This is a genomic window from Bacillus paramycoides, assembly GCF_001884235.1.
Classification (GTDB): domain Bacteria; phylum Bacillota; class Bacilli; order Bacillales; family Bacillaceae_G; genus Bacillus_A; species Bacillus_A paramycoides.
In genome coordinates, this window is record NZ_MAOI01000009.1 from 1 (window position 1) to 19,540 (window position 19,540).

Below are 19,540 nucleotides of genomic sequence, written 5' to 3' on the forward strand. Positions count from 1 at the left end.
TCGAGGCAAAAAGCGCCTCAGAATCAGGGGCTCCAACGCCCTCCTGTTCTAAATGAGCCGCTTCCGCTTTTAGTTATTAACGATTTGTAAAGATCTTATCGATTAAACCGTATTCTAAAGCTCTTTCAGCTGTCATGAAGTTGTCGCGGTCTGTGTCGCGTTGTAAAACTTCAAGTGGTTGACCTGTACGGTCAGCAAGGATTTGGTTTAATTTTTCACGTAAGAATAGGATACGTTTTGCAGCGATTTCGATTTCAGTCGCTTGACCTTGTGCGCCACCAAGTGGTTGGTGAATCATTACTTCACTGTTTGGAAGAGCGAAACGTTTTCCTTTTTCACCTGCTGCAAGTAAGAATGCACCCATAGATGCAGCCATACCGATACAGATTGTTGATACTTGTGGTTTAATAAACTGCATTGTATCGTAAATTGCCATACCTGCTGTGATAGAACCACCAGGGCTGTTGATATAGATGTGAATATCTTTTTCTGGATCTTGAGATTCCAAGAATAAAAGCTGGGAAACGATTGAGTTTGCTACGTTGTCATCAATTGCGCTACCAAGCATAATGATGCGGTCTTTTAATAGTCGAGAGTAAATATCGTAAGCGCGTTCTCCACGATTTGTTTGTTCAATTACTGTAGGAATTAAATTCATCTGTTATTTCCTCCTTTGAAAGCTTTCTTAGTCTTATAATACAATTATGGTCAATAAAGGTCAAACGAAACCACTTTAAATCAAAAAAATATGTAGTTGTACCATGATTTATTCGCTATGTTTTTGAAATTCCCTGCTTATGTATCTTCAACATCATAACCGAATTACATAAATTTAAACGTGATTAAAGCTGTATAAAAGGCAAAAGAACGCCTTTTATACAGAAGCGTTCTTTCATTACCTATTCTTTTAAAAGATAGGTTACTTTATTTAAGATGTTCTCGATTTGTTCCGCGTTTTTACTATACATATCACTCGCTGATTTTGATTTCGTTTCTAAAGAGAATAATTCAAGATCAGCATGGCATTTTTTTAAAGATGCTAATAATAAAGGTTTGTTCTGAGGGGATGGCATTTGGAGTTTATCATTGTAAATGTCGATAGTAAGTTGTCCGTATGAATCAACTTGAGCGAGAAAGACATTTTCAATGACAACACCAAGTTTTTCTAATTCTGAATGTAACCAAGCGCGGTTATGCCCGCTAGCAGAAAGAGGTTCATCTAGTACATTTCCATCCATAATAACAGTTTGTGTTTCTTTTTCATTTGGTACTTTTAAGCCGATGTCTTTTGCTGTAAGTGGCTGGCGATCTTTCTTCAATAATACATTTAATTCACCGCTCGGTTCCAATACAGCAAATTCAACATCAGCTACGCTGAACGCATCTTTTCCTCGGAGTAGTTCAAGTAATTCGTCACTTGTATATTTTTCTTTCTTTAAGTTATCTTCGAGTATTTTTCCATCTTTTATTAATACGGTAGATTTCCCTTCAAAGAAGTCCCGAGCTGTTTTGTTCTTTAAGGAGAGGATTCCTGTGAAAAAAGGTACCACAGCGAAAATGAGTATCGCAAAGACGCCGTGGAAAAATTTTGAATCGAGCCCTGTAGATACTTGGGCAGCGATGTCACCGATTGTCATTCCGGCTATGTATTCAAAAAAGGAGAGCTGAGAGATTTGTCTTTTCCCTAACCATTTCGTAATAGCGAATAAAATGATTAATATGAATACAGAGCGGAGAATGACAAGTGTCCATTCGGGTAGGTGAGACATAGTAAATTCCTCCAGTCTACTTAAAACCCTTTATATTGAGGTTCTTCACGTTCTAATACTGAAATTCTATTCTTTAAATCAGCAATAACGCTGTCCATTTCTAACATACATTCATGAAATACGCGTTTTGCTTCTTCATCTTGTGAATTTAATGAAAGGGAGCTTAAACTTGCTTGAGCGCCCCTTACACTAGCAAGACAAGTTTTTACGCTAGCGATAACAGTCATACAAACACCTCTTATCCTTTCGGTTTAAATAGTAATGCACCGATGAATCCGAAAATAATAGCTGCGGATATACCAGCACTCGTTACTTTAAACATACCGGTAATGACACCGACGATTCCATGTTTAGCCGCTTCTTCCATCGCACCGTGAACGAGGGCGTTACCGAAGCTTGTAATTGGTACGGTTGCTCCGGCCCCAGCGAAATCAATTAATGGTTCATAAAGATTAAGCCCATCTAATATTGCGCCGATAACAACGAGTGTTGCCATTGTATGAGCTGGCGTTAACTTACCGACATCAAACATCAGTTGCCCAATTACACATATAAGTCCACCAATGACGAAAGCCCAGAAAAAAATCATTGCGTTGCACCTCCAAATTCAATCGAAACAGCGTGAGCGATACAGGGGATTGTTTCTTCTTGCTGGAATGTCAGCGGAGATAGTAAAGCACCTGTTGCAACGACAAGTATCTTATTAAATTCTCCCCTTTTCATTCGATTTAATAAATGACCGTACACGACTGTTGCAGAACATCCCGGGCCACTTGCACCAGCTATGACAGGTTGCCCGTCTCTATAAATGATGATTCCGCAATCTTGGAATTGCTCGCTCGTTATTTTTGTTCCATGTTTATGTAGTAGGTCGTAGGCAATTTCGCGACCAACATGTCCAAGGTCACCTGTTACAATTAAGTCGTAGTAAGAGGCGTCAATTTGTCGTTCACGTAAATGGGCTTCAATCGTATCGACAGCCGCTGGGGCCATCGCGCCACCCATATTAAATGGATCAGTTAATCCCATATCGACAACGCGACCAATTGTTGCGGATGTTACTTGTGGACCATATCCAGTGTCACTTAAAATAGCTGCGCCTGCACCGGTTACTGTCCACTGGGCAGTAGGAGGTTTTTGACCACCGTATTCAGTTGGATATCGGAATTGTTTTTCTACGGCAGCGTTATGGCTTGATGCTCCAGTTAATAAATATTTCGCCCCTTTTGCATTTACAATGCTTGCCCCAAGTGCCAATCCTTCCATAGAAGTAGAGCAAGCTCCAAATAATCCGAGATAAGGTGTTCCGAGTGTACGACATGCAAAGCTCGTTGGAGTTATTTGATTAATTAAATCTCCTGCGAGTACGAATTGAATATCGTCTTTACGAAGTTTTGCCTTTTCGGTAGCGCGGCTACAAGCTTCTTCAAATAAAATTTTATGTGCCTTTTCGTAAGAATCTTGTCCAAGCCATAAATCTTCATGGAGGGTGTCGAAGTCTTCAGGGATATTTCCCTTTGCTTCAAATGGTCCACCGACTACCCCGGTTGAGATAATGACTGGTTTGTTTTCAAATACCCACGTTCGGTGTCCTTGTAACATTTATAGCCCTCCCCATTGAACGAGAATCGTTTTAATAAGTGCGATGACGAAAGCAGAAAATACACCAAATAAAATAACAGAGCCAGCTAGTTTAAACATGTTACCTCCAACACCAAGAACGAATCCTTCAGTCCGGTGTTCGATACAGGCTGCGATTACCGAGTTTCCAAATCCAGTAACAGGTACAGCTGTGCCAGCTCCGGCAAATTGTCCGAGGCGGTCATATACACCGAATCCAGTTAGTAACATCGAGATGAAAATAAGAGTTGCGACTGTTGGATTTCCTGCTGAACGCTCAGTGAAATCAAAATATGTGATGTAAAAAGTAGAAATAAACTGTCCAATTAAACAAATAAAACCACCGACGAAAAAAGCTTTTATACAATTTTTCAAAACAGGACGCTTGGGCTCCCGTTCTTGCTCGAATTTTTTATATTCCTGTTGTACAGGGGTTAAGTTTTTATCTTTACTAGACATTTCAATCCTTCCTTTTCTATTAGAAAGCGTTAAGTGTTAGATTCCATTTCTGATCCGATAAGCTTTAACTGTTTTTTGATTTCATCTTTATTTACTTCTTTTCTCTTAATTTTGATTTCAAGCTTTTCGAGTAACATGAAGATCTTTTTATCTGTACTGACACGAACATCGAAAGTAGGATATTCATCACTTAATTGCTTTTGAAGTTTTTTGCGCAGTGGTTTTAGTCCAAACCTTTCATGATGTTCAGGTTTAACCGCTATGTAGAGGTCTAAATTTGAATTAACTGCGGTGCTTTTTATAATTTCATCCATAGCGAGAGCTTTTTTCTTTGCTTCTTGCGATATAGATTGATTAAAGGATTCCGTGCTCATCTTCGTTAATTTGGGGCCTTTTTCTTTCTCTGTTCGTTTTGCTTCTTCTTTCTTTACCTTTTTATCTAATGGGCTATTATCACAGCCAGTAAAAGAGCTAAATAGAAGTACAAATAACGCGGTTATAAGTCCAATCTTTCGCATAATCATCATTCCATTTCTATTGCATTATGTAATGTGAGAGAAAAAGGATGACTGCATATCATCCTTTTTCTGTTTCACAGCAATGTATACCATTAGATGAAATGGTACTTTTAGTTATTGCTGTGTGTATTGTGGTTCTTCTTGTTGGACTTCTTCAACACGTGGGTTTAAAGAATCGATAATTGTTTGTGTTTGCTGCGCAGCTGTTTGGAAAAGTTGCTTTGCTTGTTGGTTATCCGTATCAAGAGCGAATCCCTCTAAGCTAGCTTGTGCACTTTTTAATCCAGAAACAGTTTGCTTTAGTTTTGTAATTACAGTCATTGAATGAAGCCCCCTTTGGAATATCAATTCAAAGATTATAATTTGTGAGTTGGGGAGAATTTATGATTGGAAAATTTAGGGGAGGGGTATGTATTTATATGCTTCCAGCTAAGGGGCATAAAGGATTAAGGGTATATTTTTATTGCTTTAGATGGATTTTATTGCTATTATTATGAGAAGAAAATGAAGTGTTTTTTTATAATCATGCGCCCATAGCTCAGTCGGATAGAGCGGTGGTTTCCGGTACCACGTCTGCCGGGGGTTCGAATCCCTCTGGGCGCGTCAAAAAGTCCTAACTTACGTTTTGTAGGTTAGGACTTTTTTATTTTTCTCTTGTTATATCTAGTGATAAGATTTACTATTAGTACTTGGTGATAATGTTGTGGTTTATTATTTTATTTCAATATTATTCATTTTTAGGTTGTAAGATGTAAATCTCATTAATACATATAAATTAATAATATTTTGGAATGGGTGTCTGCGATAGGATTCTCCTTTTACCAAACTTATTGTACAATAGAAACAAGGGGGAGATTAGTTTGAAGGCAAGTCTTTTACAAGAACAAAGCTTACGTTTGGCAATGACACAAGAGTTAAGGCAAGCGATTACAATGCTCCAGTATAATGTACAAGAATTATCGGAGTTTTTGTATGAGCAATCGTTAGAGAATCCCCTTATTGAGTTAGGTGGTTTTGAGAGGGAGAAGAAAAAGAGCTCTAACACAAGTAAAAGTACCGGCAAACAAGTCGAGAATCAGATGGAAATCTACAGTGTGGATTCAACAACGATTCAGCAACATTTATTAAATCAAATACAGTATTATAAAATAGATGAAGAAGAGCGAAAAATAGCTTCTTTCATTATTATGAACATGGATGGAAATGGGTATTTACAAGAAACGAATGAAGAGCTATCAGAGCTTCTTTCTGCGTCGATGGATGTAGTAGACCGTTCTGTGGAGCTTGTCCAATCTTTAGAGCCAGCAGGGGTAGGGGCGCGTAATATTCAGGAATGTCTAACCTTGCAATTGAAGCGCTTACAAAGACGGAATGGATTAGCGGAAGAGGTTGTAGAGGAGCACTTCACTTACTTCGTGAAGAAAGATTGGCGAAAGCTCGTTCAAGTGCTGAAGTGTAGTAATGAGGAATTACAGCATGCGGTAAATTGTATTACGTCATTACAACCAAAACCAGGTCTTGCGTTTTCTTCTGATAAACCACTTTATATTGTGCCTGATATGGCGGTGAAAAAAGAAGGTGATCGTCTCGTTTTACAGATGAACGAGAGAAATATGCCGAGAATTGAAATTCATTCTGAGTATAGTGCGCTTCTTAATAATAGTGAAAGAGAAGTTGCTTCTTACGTATCGGAGAAGTATCAACATGTGCAATGGATTATGCGCAGTTTGAAACAGAGAAAACAAACACTCTTACAAGTGATGACTATTATTATGGAAAAACAGCGTGATTTCTTCTGGAAAGGTCCAGAGTATTTAAAGCCACTTGCTTTAAAAGAGGTAGCGGAAGAGTTAAGTGTGCACGAGTCTACAATTAGTCGTGCAACGCGAAATAAGTATGTGCAAACACCGCACGGTTTATTTGAGATGAAATCCTTCTTTAGTAATGCTGTTTCGACGACAGAGGATGAGGCCGTTTCAACGAAGCGGGTGAAGCGGATTATTCAAACGCTTGTGGAGGCGGAAAATAAGAAAAAGCCACTTTCGGATCAAAAGATTTCAAAATTATTAGAAGAAGAGCATGAAATCGTTATTTCTCGAAGAACAGTTGCGAAATATAGAGAACAAATGCACATTCCTGCTTCGTCTCTAAGAAAAACAATTGGATAGGTGAAGAAGATGAAAGTTGTACTATATACAAAAAAAGATTGTGGTCTTTGTGAAAAGGCGAAACAAGTTTTACAGGAAGTACAATGTGAATATTCTTTTCAAATCGAGGAAATAGATATATATGAAGATAATGACCTTTTAGAAAAATATCATTTAATGATTCCGGTTGTAGAAATAGGCGGAAAACAAGTAGAATATGGTAACATTCACAAAGGTGTCATAATAAACTATATAAACAATGCAGTTAAGAGTTGAATAAGTTTCAATCTCCTGTTACAATAATACACGTAGCAGGGATTATTTTTTTAACCTATGTGGGACATAAAATGTCACTACGGGACACAAAGTGACCACAAGGAAAAATGAACCAATGTAGTGAGGAGAAAAGATATGCGCTCATGGATTCAGAACACAAAAAAATTATTACCTGATCTGCTACCTGTTATGCAAACGAGAATGCAAGTTCTTCAGTACATCAGGCTTATGCAGCCGATTGGAAGAAGAAACTTATCTGCAAGTCTTGGTATGACAGAACGAGTATTGCGAAGTGAAGTTCAAGTTTTGAAAGAACAAAACTTAGTTCACGTCGCTTCTTCTGGAATGACTTTGACAGAAGAAGGAACAGCTTTAGTTCTTGCTTTGGAAGACTTTATGAAAGAAATTTCCGGGTTAAAGGTTTTAGAAAAACAACTTAAGGAAACATTAGATTTGGATGAAGTTTTCGTTGTCCCTGGTGATAGTGATGAATCACCTTGGGTCAAACTGGAGATGGGCCGTGCTTGTGTGACTTGTATAAAAGACCGTCTGACAGCGAATAATATCGTTGCTGTGGCTGGAGGAACTACGCTAGCTGCTGCTGCGGACATGATGCAACTTGATTGCAAAGATTTACATATGCTATTTGTCCCAGCACGTGGTGGAATTGGAGAAGGTGTTGAGTTAGAAGCCAATACTATTTGTGCCAAAATGGCACAAAATACGATGAGTAATTATCGCTTATTGTATGTTCCAGATCACGTTAGTAGCGAAGCATATGCGTCCATTGTAACAGAGCCATCCGTGAAAGAAGTTCTTGAGTTGATTCGATCTTCCAATATCGTCATTCATGGAATCGGTGATGCGTTAACAATGGCACGTCGTAGAAATACTTCAGAAGCAGATTGGTTAAAGATTCAGGCAAGCGAAGCAGTTGGCGAAGCTTTCGGTTACTACTTTAATGAACAAGGAAATGTTGTTCATAAAGTAAGAACAGTTGGTATGCAACTTGAAGATTTACAACATGTATCTCACGTTGTTGCAGTCGCTGGAGGTTCTTCGAAGGCAAAGGCAATACAGGCTGTAATAAAGCAAGGGCACACTTCAATTCTAATTACAGATGAAGGTGCAGCAAAACAGTTAACAAAGGGTATTACCCTTTAAATATAATCCCCCAAGGAGGAAATTCAAATGACTAAAATTGGTATTAATGGATTTGGACGTATCGGACGTAACGTATTCCGCGCAGCTCTTAACAACTCTGAGGTAGAAGTAGTAGCAATCAACGACTTAACAGATGCTAAAACATTAGCTCACCTTTTAAAATATGACACAGTTCACGGAACTTTAAATGCAGAAGTATCTGCTAACGAAAACAGCATCGTTGTTAACGGTAAAGAAATTAAAGTTATCGCTGAGCGTGACCCTGCTCAATTACCATGGAGCGACTACGGAGTAGAAGTAGTAGTAGAATCTACTGGTCGTTTCACTAAAAAATCAGACGCTGAAAAACACTTAGGTGGATCAGTTAAGAAAGTTATCATCTCAGCTCCAGCTTCTGACGAAGATATCACTGTAGTTATGGGTGTTAACCACGAACAATACGATGCAGCTAACCACAACGTAGTATCTAACGCTTCTTGTACTACAAACTGTCTAGCTCCATTCGCTAAAGTATTAAACGAAAAATTCGGCGTAAAACGCGGAATGATGACAACAATTCACTCTTACACTAACGACCAACAAATCTTAGACTTACCACACAAAGATTTACGTCGTGCTCGTGCAGCAGCTGAAAACATGATCCCAACATCTACTGGTGCTGCTAAAGCTGTAGCATTAGTATTACCAGAACTTAAAGGTAAATTAAACGGCGGCGCTGTACGTGTTCCAACTGCTAACGTTTCTCTTGTTGACTTAGTTGTTGAACTTGACAAAGAAGTAACAGTTGAAGATGTAAACGCAGCATTCAAAGCAGCAGCTGAAGGCGAATTAAAAGGTATCCTTGGATACAGCGAAGAGCCATTAGTATCTATCGACTATAACGGATGCACAGCTTCTTCTACAATCGACGCATTATCTACAATGGTAATGGAAGGTAACATGGTTAAAGTACTTTCTTGGTACGATAACGAAACTGGTTACTCTAACCGCGTAGTAGACCTAGCTGCATATATGACTTCTAAAGGTCTTTAATTCTTAAGTATATAAGTAATCAATGACAAAACGAGGGAGAGGGTTTGTTCCCTCTCTCTCTTCTTTCGTTTTAGAAGCAAATGTGTTAAGCTTTTGAATGGGTTTTGTCAATCCTAACTAGTAGTCGGAGGGAAAACCAATGAACAAAAAATCAATTCGTGACGTAGATTTAAAAGGTAAGCGTGTATTTTGCCGCGTTGACTTCAACGTACCTATGAAAGAAGGCAAAATTACAGATGAAACTCGTATCCGTGCAGCTCTTCCTACAATTCAATATTTAGTAGAGCAAGGTGCGAAAGTTATTTTAGCAAGCCACTTAGGCCGTCCAAAAGGTCAAGCAGTAGAAGAATTACGTCTTACTCCAGTAGCAGCACGTTTAGGCGAGCTTCTTGGTAAAGATGTTAAGAAAGCGGACGAAGCATTCGGACCAGTTGCACAAGAAATGGTTGCAGCAATGAACGAAGGCGACGTATTAGTTCTTGAAAACGTACGTTTCTATGCGGGCGAAGAAAAGAACGATGCAGAACTTGCGAAAGAATTTGCAGCTCTTGCTGATATCTTCGTAAACGATGCATTCGGTGCAGCTCACCGTGCTCACGCTTCTACAGCAGGAATCGCAGACTACCTACCAGCAGTATCTGGTTTACTAATGGAAAAAGAGTTAGATGTATTAGGTAAAGCACTTTCTAACCCAGAACGTCCATTCACAGCTATCATCGGTGGTGCGAAAGTAAAAGATAAAATCGGTGTAATTCGTCATCTATTAGACAAAGTAGATAACTTAATCATCGGTGGCGGACTTGCTTACACATTCGTTAAAGCTTTAGGTCATGAAATTGGTCTATCTCTATGTGAAGACGACAAGATTGAACTAGCTAAAGAATTTATGCAACTTGCAAAAGAAAAAGGCGTAAACTTCTACATGCCAGTTGATGTTGTAATCACAGAGGAATTCTCTGAAACTGCAACAACTAAAATCGTTGGTATCGACTCTATCCCTTCTAACTGGGAAGGCGTGGACATCGGTCCTAAAACACGTGAAATTTATGCAGATGTAATCAAAAACTCTAAGCTTGTTGTATGGAATGGACCAATGGGTGTATTCGAAATGACTCCATTCGCAGAAGGTACAAAAGCAGTAGGACAAGCATTAGCAGATGCAGAAGATACATACTCTGTTATCGGCGGTGGGGACTCTGCAGCAGCTGTTGAAAAATTCGGTATGGCTGATAAAATGAGCCACATTTCTACTGGCGGCGGTGCGTCATTAGAATTCATGGAAGGTAAAGAGCTTCCAGGTGTAGTTTGTCTTAACGACAAATAAGTAGCAGCCAAAGAAAAAGGACGGTGCAAAGCATGCGTAAACCAATTATCGCAGGTAACTGGAAAATGAATAAAACTCTATCTGAAGCAGTTAGCTTCGTAGAGGAAGTTAAAGGTCAAATCCCAGCAGCTTCAGCTGTTGATGCAGTAGTTTGCTCTCCAGCTCTATTCTTAGAGCGTTTAGTAGCAGCGACTGAAGGAACTGACTTACAAGTAGGTGCACAAAACATGCACTTCGAAAAAAATGGTGCATTCACTGGCGAAATTAGCCCAGTAGCACTTAGCGACTTAAAAGTAGGCTACGTAGTACTTGGCCACTCTGAGCGTCGTGAAATGTTTGCTGAAACAGACGAATCAGTAAACAAAAAGACTATTGCAGCATTTGAACATGGTTTAACACCAATCGTTTGCTGTGGTGAGACTTTAGAAGAGCGCGAAAGCGGAAAAACATTTGATCTAGTAGCAGGTCAAGTGACAAAAGCACTTGCAGGTTTAACAGAAGAGCAAGTTAAAGCAACTGTTATCGCTTATGAGCCAATCTGGGCTATCGGTACAGGTAAATCTTCTTCTTCTGCAGATGCAAATGAAGTATGTGCGCACATCCGTAAAGTTGTTGCAGAAGCTGTTTCTCCAGAAGCTGCAGAAGCTGTTCGTATTCAATACGGCGGTAGCGTAAAACCAGAAAACATTAAAGAGTATATGGCACAATCTGACATCGACGGCGCTTTAGTTGGCGGTGCTAGCTTAGAGCCTGCTTCGTTCTTAGGTCTTCTGGGGGCGGTAAAATGAGAAAGCCAACAGCTTTAATCATTCTTGATGGTTTCGGACTACGTGAAGAAACTTACGGGAATGCTGTAGCACAAGCTAAGAAACCTAATTTTGATGGTTACTGGAACAAATTCCCTCATACAACGCTTACAGCTTGTGGTGAGGAAGTAGGTCTTCCAGAAGGTCAAATGGGTAACTCTGAGGTTGGTCACTTAAATATTGGTGCTGGTCGCATAGTATATCAAAGCTTAACTCGCGTAAACGTTGCAATTCGTGAAGGTGAGTTCGATCAGAACGAAACTTTCCAAAATGCAATTAAAAGCGTAAAAGAAAAAGGTACTGCTCTTCATTTATTCGGTTTACTTTCTGATGGTGGTGTGCACAGTCACATGAACCATATGTTTGCTCTTCTTCGCTTAGCAGCAAAAGAAGGTGTGGAGAAAGTTTATATTCATGCATTCTTAGACGGCCGCGATGTTGGACCACAAACAGCAAAAGGTTATATCGATGCAACAAATGAAGTAATTAAAGAAACAGGAGTAGGACAATTCGCGACTATCTCTGGTCGTTATTACTCCATGGACCGTGACAAGCGTTGGGATCGCGTAGAAAAATGTTACCGTGCTATGGTGAATGGTGAAGGCCCTACTTATAAATCTGCAGAAGAGTGTGTAGAAGACTCATATGCAAATGGTATCTATGATGAATTCGTATTGCCGTCTGTAATTGTTAACGAAGATGACACGCCAGTTGCAACAATCAATAATGATGATGCAGTTATCTTCTATAACTTCCGTCCAGACCGCGCAATTCAAATTGCTCGTGTATTTACAAACGAAGACTTCCGTGAGTTCGATCGTGGTGAAAAAGTACCTCACATTCCTGAATTCGTTTGTATGACACATTTCAGTGAAACTGTAGATGGTTACGTGGCATTTAAGCCAATGAACCTTGATAACACATTAGGTGAAGTTGTTGCGCAAGCGGGATTAAAGCAACTTCGCATCGCGGAAACTGAAAAGTATCCGCACGTTACATTCTTCTTTAGCGGTGGTCGTGAGGCTGAATTCCCAGGAGAAAAGCGTATCTTAATTAACTCACCGAAGGTTGCAACATATGACTTGAAACCTGAAATGAGCATTTACGAAGTAACGGACGCTTTAGTAAATGAAATCGAAAATGATAAACATGATGTTATCATTCTTAACTTTGCAAACTGTGATATGGTTGGCCATTCTGGGATGATGGAACCAACAATTAAAGCAGTAGAAGCAACTGACGAATGTTTAGGAAAAGTTGTAGAAGCGATTCTTGCAAAAGATGGTGTAGCACTTATTACTGCTGACCATGGCAATGCTGATCAGGAGTTAACTGCTGATGGTGGACCAATGACAGCTCATACAACTAACCCGGTTCCTTTCATCGTTACAAAAAATGATGTAGAGCTTCGTGAAGGTGGTATTTTAGGAGATATCGCCCCAACAATGCTTACACTTTTAAATGTGGAACAACCGAAAGAAATGACAGGTAAAACAATTATTAAATAATTTGCTTATATAAAAAGGAGAGAATTTATTATGTCAACAATTATTGATGTTTATGCTCGCGAAGTCCTTGACTCTCGTGGTAACCCAACTGTAGAAGTAGAAGTTTACACAGAAAGCGGCGCATTCGGACGCGCTATCGTACCAAGTGGTGCATCTACTGGTGAACACGAAGCAGTAGAATTACGTGACGGTGACAAATCTCGTTACCTTGGTAAAGGTGTTATGAACGCAGTAAACAACGTTAACGAAGCAATCGCTCCAGAAATCGTTGGTTTCGATGTAACTGACCAAGCTGGTATCGACCGTGCTATGATCGAATTAGATGGCACTCCAAACAAAGGTAAACTAGGCGCTAACGCTATCCTTGGTGTATCTATGGCAGTAGCTCACGCAGCAGCTGACTTCGTAGGTCTTCCATTATACCGTTACCTTGGTGGATTCAATGCAAAACAATTACCAACTCCAATGATGAACATCATCAACGGTGGTTCTCACGCTGATAACAACGTTGACTTCCAAGAGTTCATGATCTTACCAGTTGGTGCTCCAACATTCAAAGAATCAATCCGTATGGGTGCTGAAGTATTCCATGCACTTAAAGCTGTATTACATGACAAAGGTCTTAACACTGCAGTAGGTGACGAAGGTGGATTCGCTCCAAACCTTGGTTCTAACCGTGAAGCATTAGAAGTAATTATCGAAGCTATCGAAAAAGCTGGTTACAAAGCTGGCGAGAACGTATTCTTAGGAATGGACGTTGCTTCTTCTGAGTTCTACAACAAAGAAACTGGTAAATATGACCTTGCAGGCGAAGGCCGTACTGGCTTAACTTCTGCAGAAATGGTTGATTTCTACGAAGAGCTTTGCAAAGACTTCCCAATCATCTCTATTGAAGATGGTTTAGACGAAAACGACTGGGATGGTCACAAATTATTAACTGAGCGTATCGGTGATAAAGTACAATTAGTTGGTGACGATTTATTCGTAACTAACACTCAAAAGCTTGCTGAAGGTATCGAAAAAGGTATCTCTAACTCAATCTTAATTAAAGTTAACCAAATCGGTACTTTAACTGAGACTTTCGAAGCAATCGAAATGGCTAAACGTGCTGGTTACACAGCAGTTGTATCTCACCGTTCTGGTGAAACTGAAGATGCTACAATCGCTGACATCGCAGTTGCAACTAACGCTGGCCAAATCAAAACTGGTTCTATGAGCCGTACTGACCGTATTGCTAAGTACAACCAATTATTACGCATCGAAGACGAACTAGGCGAAATCGCTGTTTACGATGGTTTAAAATCTTTCTACAATATCAAACGATAATTGTAGAAAATAACGACAGACCGTGAGAAATCACGGTCTGTTTTTTTATGCTAAAATTGTTCATCTGTCATAAGTGACATGAAGTATTTAAAGAAAAGGTTATAATCAAAATCGATAGCAATGTATTGCGAGGAAGAGGGCCATCGTATCATCGATTCCAGGATCACAAAAAATGAGAACTTTTTTAGACATATGTTCACTACCTATCTTGTTATATATATGTGCGAGAAGACAGAATAAAAATGGAGTGAAGGGTTTTGTTTTATTGAAATAGTAACCGTTAAAATTCAGAAAATATAAACTTTATATATTAGGTCAATGTTTTTGACGTAATTTAAGTTCAGAAATGCAGTCATATCAAGGGTGTAAGCGTATAACATGACGGTTTTTTGGTGTCGATTTGATAAATTGCAGCTTTTTACAATTTATACTATGATAAAGATATTAACAGAAGATCGTATAAACATGAGGGATGATGAACATGAAATTTACAAAGATTCTTGTCCAAATTGCAGCTCTTTATGTGTTTTATATGGTTGGAAATTGGGTGCAAGAAATGTTGAATATTCCAATTCCAGGAAGTTTGATTGGGATGTTTTTTTTACTTGTTTTACTTAGCCTAAAAGTACTTCCAGTGAAATGGTTTGATTTAGGAGCAGAAACACTCGTTGCCATTATGCCGTTTTTATTAATTCCGCCAACGCTTGGCCTAATGAATTACGGTGCTTTTTTTATGAGTAAAGGAATTTCTCTTTTCATTACAGTTATAGCGAGTACGTTTTTAATTATTATTGTCGCCGGACATACAGGACAATATCTTGCGAATAGAAAGGAAAAAGAGACACAATGAGCCAAATATTAATCGGAATCGGTTGGGTTCTTTTTACGGTGCTATTATATCAATTATCTAAAAAAATCTATAAATTATTTCCAACACCATTTACCATTCCAATGCTTGTAGCAACAGGATTAATGGCTTTCTTATTTATAGTGCTTGATATACCATATCAAAATTACATGGAAAGCGGTGGTGGCTGGATTGCGAAGCTACTTGGACCAGGTGTTGTAGCATTTGCAATCCCGCTTTATAAACAACGTCATGTTTTACAAAAATATGTTGTACCAATTGCTGGTGGTGTATTAGTAGGTACAACGGTTGCTATTGCAAGTGATTTCGCTATCGCCTCACTTATGGGAACAGATAAAAGCTTAATTTTATCTTCTTTACCAAAATCAGTGACAATGCCAGTTGCAATGAGTGTATCTGAACAAGTTGGTGGTGTCCCGTCCTTAACAGCGGCCTTCGTCGTTATCGCAGGTATTACTGGAACAATTACAGGACCAATTTTATTAAAATGGAGCCGCGTTACAAACTCGGTTGGTAAAGGGATTGGCTTTGGATGTGCTTCTCATATTATGGGTGTTATGAGAGCAATGAAGAATAATGAGCATGAAGGTGTCATTGGATCGGTAACAATGACATTAACAGCAATTTTGACATGTTTGCTCGGACCGTTATTCGCAATGATGTTTATGTAATAGAAGAAAAGCGAGAGCAATTCTATAGCTCTCGCTTTTCTATAGGATTTATGCTACATTTAAAATAACTGAATCTTTGTAGGAGGTACGCCAAGTGCATACGTTATTATCAGTTTTACTTATTATTGTATCGATCTTAATGATTGTTATGGTACTTATGCAGTCTAGTAATAGCTCAGGCCTTTCAGGCGCTATTTCAGGTGGTGCAGAGCAATTGTTTGGTAAGCAAAAGGCACGTGGAATTGAAGCGGTATTAAACCGTATTACAGTTGTTTTAGCTGTATTATTCTTCGTACTAACAATTGGTGTTACGTACTTCAATTTATAGAATTAAAAAGAAGAAGCGTTAGCTGATTTGTGCTAATGGTTCTTCTTTTTTTAATTTGTTATTCGAAAAAAGTTTCTAATTAGATTATGGAATTATAAATATGGTACACTAAGAATAGAAAAAATACGACTAGATTACAGAAGAGAAAGAGGAGAAATACATGATGAAATTAGCATCTCCAAAACCATTTACATTTGAAGGTGGAGACCGCGCTGTTTTATTATTACATGGATTTACAGGGAACTCAGCTGATGTACGTATGCTTGGACGTTTTTTAGAGAAGAAAGGCTATACTTGTCATGCACCAATTTATAAAGGACACGGTGTACCACCAGAGCAGCTTGTTCATACAGGTCCTGAAGACTGGTGGAAAGATGTAATGAATGCCTACCAGCATTTAAAAGATCAAGGTTACGAGAAAATAGCTGCGGTTGGATTATCATTAGGCGGAGTATTCTCATTAAAACTTGCTTATACATTACCGATTTTAGGTGTTGTACCAATGTGTGCACCGATGTACATTAAAAGTGAAGAAATTATGTATCAAGGTATATTGGCATATGCACGCGAATATAAAAAACGTGAACAAAAATCACCAGAGCAAATTGAACAGGAAATGTTTGAATTTAAACAGACACCGATGAATACATTAAAAGCATTACAAGAGTTAATTCGTGACGTACGCAATAATGTTGATATGATTTATGCTCCAACATTCGTTGTACAAGCACGCCATGATGAGATGATCAATACAGATAGTGCTAACATTATTTATAACGGTGTAGAATCTACGTTAAAAGACATTAAATGGTATGAAGACTCTACGCATGTCATTACACTTGATAAAGAACGTGATGTGCTACATGAGGATGTATATAACTTCTTGGAGCAACTAGATTGGTAAGATCTAGTTGCCTCTTTTTTTCATAAGGGAATTTTTTATCCTGATTGGCGTGGGTTAATAATTAGTGGGGATGGACAAAATCCCAACTAACAAAAGTTTCACTTTATACATCCCCTATCTTTCGGATACACTAAATAATATAAGGGTTTAAAGGAGGTATTTCTACTTGGAAGAAATCATACAAGAACATATTGATAAGTTGTTATTATTTATGAGAGAAGAAGCGTATAAACCGTTAACGATACAAGAATTAGAAGCTGCATTTGGAATCGAAGGCTCTGAGGGCTTTAAAGATTTCGTAAAGGCACTTGTAATGATGGAAGAGAAGGGGCTTGTTGTTCGTACACGTAGCAACCGCTACGGTCTTCCTGAAAAGATGAGTTTAGTACGCGGTAAGTTAATTGGACACGCACGTGGCTTTGCTTTCGTCGTTCCAGAGGAGAAGAAAACGGGAGACGATGATCTTTTCATCCCGCCTACAGAATTAAATGGTGCACTTCATGGTGATACAGTATTAGCGCGTGTTAGCTCGCAATCAAGTGGTTCACGTCAAGAAGGTACAATTGTTCGTATTTTAGAGCGTGGAACGAAAGAACTAGTTGGTACATATACAGAATCGAAGAACTTTGGGTTTGTTATACCTGATAATAAGCGCTGGACAAGTGATATTTTTATCTTGAAAAGTGCATCTATGGGCGCTGTAGAAGGTCATAAAGTAGTTGTGAAAATTACGAGCTACCCAGAGAACCGTTTAAGTGCGGAAGGTGAAGTTATTCAAATTCTAGGTCATAAAAATGATCCAGGGGTAGATATTTTATCTGTTATTCATAAACATCATTTACCTTTAGCGTTCCCTGAAGAAGTGATGGAACACGCAAACAGTGTACCAGAAACGATTTCAGAAGAAGATTTAAAAGATCGTCGTGATTTGCGCGATCAAATGATTGTTACAATTGACGGTGCAGATGCAAAAGATTTAGATGATGCTGTTACAGTAACGAAGCTTGAGAACGGTAACTATAAGCTTGGCGTTCATATCGCGGATGTAAGTCATTACGTTCAAGAAGGTTCTCCAATTGATGTTGAAGCAGCTGAAAGAGCGACGAGTGTATATCTTGTTGACCGTGTAATCCCAATGATTCCGCACCGTTTATCTAACGGTATTTGTTCATTAAATCCAAAAGTAGATCGTCTTACATTATCGTGTGAAATGGAAATCAATAATCTAGGTGATGTTGTAAAGCATGAGATTTTCCAAAGTGTAATTAAAACGACAGAGCGTATGACGTATGCGGATGTTAGAAGCATTTTGGAAGATGAAGACGAAGCGTTAATCGAGCGTTACGAGCCGCTAGTGCCAATGTTTAAAGAGATGGGGCAGTTAGCACAAATTTTACGTGAAAAACGTATGCGCCGCGGTGCAATCGACTTTGACTTTAAAGAAGCGAAAGTGCTAGTAGATGAAGAAGGAAAACCGACTGATGTTGTCATGCGTGATCGTTCTGTATCAGAGAAGTTAATTGAAGAGTTTATGCTTGTTGCGAACGAAACAGTAGCAGAGCATTTCCACTGGATGAACGTACCGTTTATGTACCGTGTCCATGAAGATCCGAAAGAAGATAAGTTAGAGCGTTTCTTCGAGTTTGTAACAAACTTCGGATATGCGGTAAAAGGACGTGCGAATGAAATACATCCTCGTGCATTGCAGCAAATTCTTGAAATGGTTCAAGGACAGCCTGAAGAAGTAGTAATTTCAACAGTTATGCTTCGTTCTATGAAGCAAGCACGTTACGATGCAGATAGCTTAGGACATTTCGGTTTATCAACTGAGTTCTACACGCATTTCACATCGCCGATTCGTCGTTACCCAGATACGATCGTTCATAGATTGATTCGTGAATACATTATTAACGGTAAAGTCGACAATGAAACGCAAGCGAAATGGCGTGAAAACTTACCTGAGATTGCAGAGCATTCTTCTAATATGGAACGCCGTGCTGTTGAAGCAGAGCGTGAAACAGACGAACTGAAAAAAGCAGAATATATGCTTGATAAGATCGGTGAAGAGTATGACGGTATGATTAGCTCTGTAACAAACTTTGGTTTATTCGTAGAGCTGCCAAATACAATTGAAGGTCTTGTACACGTTAGCTACTTAACGGATGATTACTACCGTTATGACGAGCAGCATTTCGCAATGATCGGAGAACGTACAGGTAACGTATTCCGTATTGGTGACGAAATTACAATTCGTGTTATTAACGTAAATAAAGACGAGCGTGCAATCGACTTTGAAATCGTTGGCATGAAAGGCACACCTCGTCGTAAATTTAAAGATCGTCCGGTTGTTATTGAACAACCAAGAACAGGCAGAAAGAAACGCGCTAGCCGTAGTGAACGTAGTAACGAGCGCAGCGGTGAACGTGGAACAGGTAGAAAGTTTGATCGTGGTGGCAAAGGTAAAGGAAGGGGATCAACATCCGCATCCGCAAGTCAGCCAGGGAAAAAAGATGGTAATGGCAAGAAGAAAAAAGCATTCTTCGAAAATGTACCAGGGTTTAAGAAGAAAAAGAAAAAGCGTAAGTAAGAAAAGAGCGGCTTCGCTTTGATGAAAAGCGGGGCCGTTTTTCTTTTTTAGGTAGCTTGGAGGTTAGCCACTTTCGCTTTTTGTGGAATCTAGCTACAGTGGCTAGAATGTTCGGCGGCTTCGCTTCTTCCCAAGAGGCAAAGAGCGCCTCAAGGTCAGAAGCTCCATCCACCTCACATTCTGAGCGAGCCACTTTCGCTTTTTATGGAATCTAGCTACAGTGGCTAGAATGT

21 protein-coding genes, 1 tRNA gene and 1 pseudogene are annotated in these 19,540 nt (G+C 39.1%); 14 read left to right on the forward strand and 9 right to left on the reverse strand.

Annotated elements, in window-relative coordinates; translation table 11 throughout:
• Positions 1-76: 76 nt before the first annotated feature.
• From clpP to BAU28_RS01030, 8 genes are all read right to left on the reverse strand, one after another.
• Entirely contained in the window at positions 77-658 is a 582-nt protein-coding gene (clpP, locus tag BAU28_RS00995; protein ID WP_001049156.1) for an ATP-dependent Clp endopeptidase proteolytic subunit ClpP, read from the reverse strand.
• A gap of 241 nt (positions 659-899) precedes the next feature.
• On the reverse strand, positions 900-1,769 hold the full coding sequence (locus tag BAU28_RS01000; protein ID WP_025148223.1) for a DUF421 domain-containing protein: 870 nt from the start codon (positions 1,767-1,769) through the stop codon (positions 900-902).
• 20 nt (positions 1,770-1,789) lie between these two features.
• Positions 1,790-1,996, reverse strand: coding sequence for a DUF1657 domain-containing protein (locus tag BAU28_RS01005; protein WP_071717456.1), 207 nt, complete (start codon positions 1,994-1,996; stop codon positions 1,790-1,792).
• 11 nt (positions 1,997-2,007) lie between these two features.
• The gene (gene spoVAE, locus BAU28_RS01010) at positions 2,008-2,358 is read right to left on the reverse strand and encodes a stage V sporulation protein AE (protein WP_002174175.1); all 351 of its coding nucleotides are present in this window, start codon (positions 2,356-2,358) and stop codon (positions 2,008-2,010) included.
• A complete protein-coding gene (gene spoVAD / locus BAU28_RS01015; RefSeq protein WP_048370307.1) occupies positions 2,355-3,371 on the reverse strand; it encodes a stage V sporulation protein AD in 1,017 nt (338 codons plus the stop codon). Before spoVAD ends, spoVAE begins: the two co-directional genes overlap by 4 nt.
• Positions 3,372-3,848, reverse strand: a complete 477-nt coding sequence (gene spoVAC, locus BAU28_RS01020; protein ID WP_025148225.1) for a stage V sporulation protein AC — start codon at positions 3,846-3,848, stop codon at positions 3,372-3,374. It abuts the gene before it with no gap.
• A 29-nt stretch (positions 3,849-3,877) separates the two neighbouring features.
• On the reverse strand, positions 3,878-4,366 hold the full coding sequence (locus tag BAU28_RS01025) for a hypothetical protein (RefSeq protein ID WP_071717457.1): 489 nt from the start codon (positions 4,364-4,366) through the stop codon (positions 3,878-3,880).
• A 114-nt stretch (positions 4,367-4,480) separates the two neighbouring features.
• Positions 4,481-4,687 (reverse strand): DUF1657 domain-containing protein, encoded by a 207-nt coding sequence (locus tag BAU28_RS01030; protein ID WP_000216167.1) that lies wholly within the window; start codon positions 4,685-4,687, stop codon positions 4,481-4,483.
• Positions 4,688-4,893: 206 nt separating this feature from the next.
• On the opposite strand from BAU28_RS01030, the gene BAU28_RS01035 reads away from it, so the two are divergent.
• The 9 genes from BAU28_RS01035 to eno all read left to right on the forward strand — a co-directional run bounded on the left by BAU28_RS01035 (position 4,894) and on the right by eno (position 13,949).
• Positions 4,894-4,969, forward strand: a tRNA-Arg gene (locus BAU28_RS01035).
• Positions 4,970-5,226: 257 nt separating this feature from the next.
• Positions 5,227-6,534 (forward strand): RNA polymerase factor sigma-54, encoded by a 1,308-nt coding sequence (rpoN, locus tag BAU28_RS01040; protein WP_071717458.1) that lies wholly within the window; start codon positions 5,227-5,229, stop codon positions 6,532-6,534.
• Between the two features lie 9 nt (positions 6,535-6,543).
• On the forward strand, positions 6,544-6,789 hold the full coding sequence (locus tag BAU28_RS01045) for a glutaredoxin family protein (RefSeq protein ID WP_002174170.1): 246 nt from the start codon (positions 6,544-6,546) through the stop codon (positions 6,787-6,789).
• A 135-nt stretch (positions 6,790-6,924) separates the two neighbouring features.
• Entirely contained in the window at positions 6,925-7,953 is a 1,029-nt protein-coding gene (gene cggR / locus BAU28_RS01050) for a gapA transcriptional regulator CggR (protein WP_002174169.1), read from the forward strand.
• Between the two features lie 27 nt (positions 7,954-7,980).
• Entirely contained in the window at positions 7,981-8,985 is a 1,005-nt protein-coding gene (gap, locus tag BAU28_RS01055) for a type I glyceraldehyde-3-phosphate dehydrogenase (protein ID WP_000161234.1), read from the forward strand.
• Positions 8,986-9,124: 139 nt separating this feature from the next.
• The gene (locus BAU28_RS01060; RefSeq protein WP_001036331.1) at positions 9,125-10,309 is read left to right on the forward strand and encodes a phosphoglycerate kinase; all 1,185 of its coding nucleotides are present in this window, start codon (positions 9,125-9,127) and stop codon (positions 10,307-10,309) included.
• A gap of 32 nt (positions 10,310-10,341) precedes the next feature.
• Entirely contained in the window at positions 10,342-11,097 is a 756-nt protein-coding gene (gene tpiA / locus BAU28_RS01065; RefSeq protein WP_001231038.1) for a triose-phosphate isomerase, read from the forward strand.
• Entirely contained in the window at positions 11,094-12,623 is a 1,530-nt protein-coding gene (gpmI, locus tag BAU28_RS01070; RefSeq protein WP_071717459.1) for a 2,3-bisphosphoglycerate-independent phosphoglycerate mutase, read from the forward strand. Before tpiA ends, gpmI begins: the two co-directional genes overlap by 4 nt.
• A gap of 30 nt (positions 12,624-12,653) precedes the next feature.
• Positions 12,654-13,949 (forward strand): phosphopyruvate hydratase, encoded by a 1,296-nt coding sequence (eno, locus tag BAU28_RS01075; protein ID WP_002124088.1) that lies wholly within the window; start codon positions 12,654-12,656, stop codon positions 13,947-13,949.
• 50 nt (positions 13,950-13,999) lie between these two features.
• Here eno and BAU28_RS31655 read toward each other — a convergent pair.
• Positions 14,000-14,080: pseudogene (locus tag BAU28_RS31655) on the reverse strand (nucleoside hydrolase); the annotation flags it as partial.
• A 341-nt stretch (positions 14,081-14,421) separates the two neighbouring features.
• Between BAU28_RS31655 and BAU28_RS01080 the strand changes: the two are divergent.
• The 5 genes from BAU28_RS01080 to rnr all read left to right on the forward strand — a co-directional run bounded on the left by BAU28_RS01080 (position 14,422) and on the right by rnr (position 19,307).
• On the forward strand, positions 14,422-14,799 hold the full coding sequence (locus BAU28_RS01080; RefSeq protein WP_175546533.1) for a CidA/LrgA family holin-like protein: 378 nt from the start codon (positions 14,422-14,424) through the stop codon (positions 14,797-14,799).
• On the forward strand, positions 14,796-15,488 hold the full coding sequence (locus tag BAU28_RS01085; protein WP_002174165.1) for an LrgB family protein: 693 nt from the start codon (positions 14,796-14,798) through the stop codon (positions 15,486-15,488). Before BAU28_RS01080 ends, BAU28_RS01085 begins: the two co-directional genes overlap by 4 nt.
• A gap of 94 nt (positions 15,489-15,582) precedes the next feature.
• Positions 15,583-15,816 carry a preprotein translocase subunit SecG gene (gene secG, locus BAU28_RS01090; protein ID WP_002174164.1) on the forward strand — a complete coding sequence of 78 codons (234 nt, stop codon included), beginning with the start codon at positions 15,583-15,585 and terminating at the stop codon, positions 15,814-15,816.
• Between the two features lie 163 nt (positions 15,817-15,979).
• Positions 15,980-16,720 (forward strand): alpha/beta hydrolase, encoded by a 741-nt coding sequence (locus tag BAU28_RS01095; protein ID WP_165615140.1) that lies wholly within the window; start codon positions 15,980-15,982, stop codon positions 16,718-16,720.
• 166 nt (positions 16,721-16,886) lie between these two features.
• Positions 16,887-19,307: a ribonuclease R gene (rnr, locus tag BAU28_RS01100; RefSeq protein ID WP_071717460.1), complete on the forward strand. Its 2,421-nt coding sequence runs from the start codon at positions 16,887-16,889 to the stop codon at positions 19,305-19,307.
• The last annotated feature ends 233 nt before the right edge of the window (positions 19,308-19,540 follow it).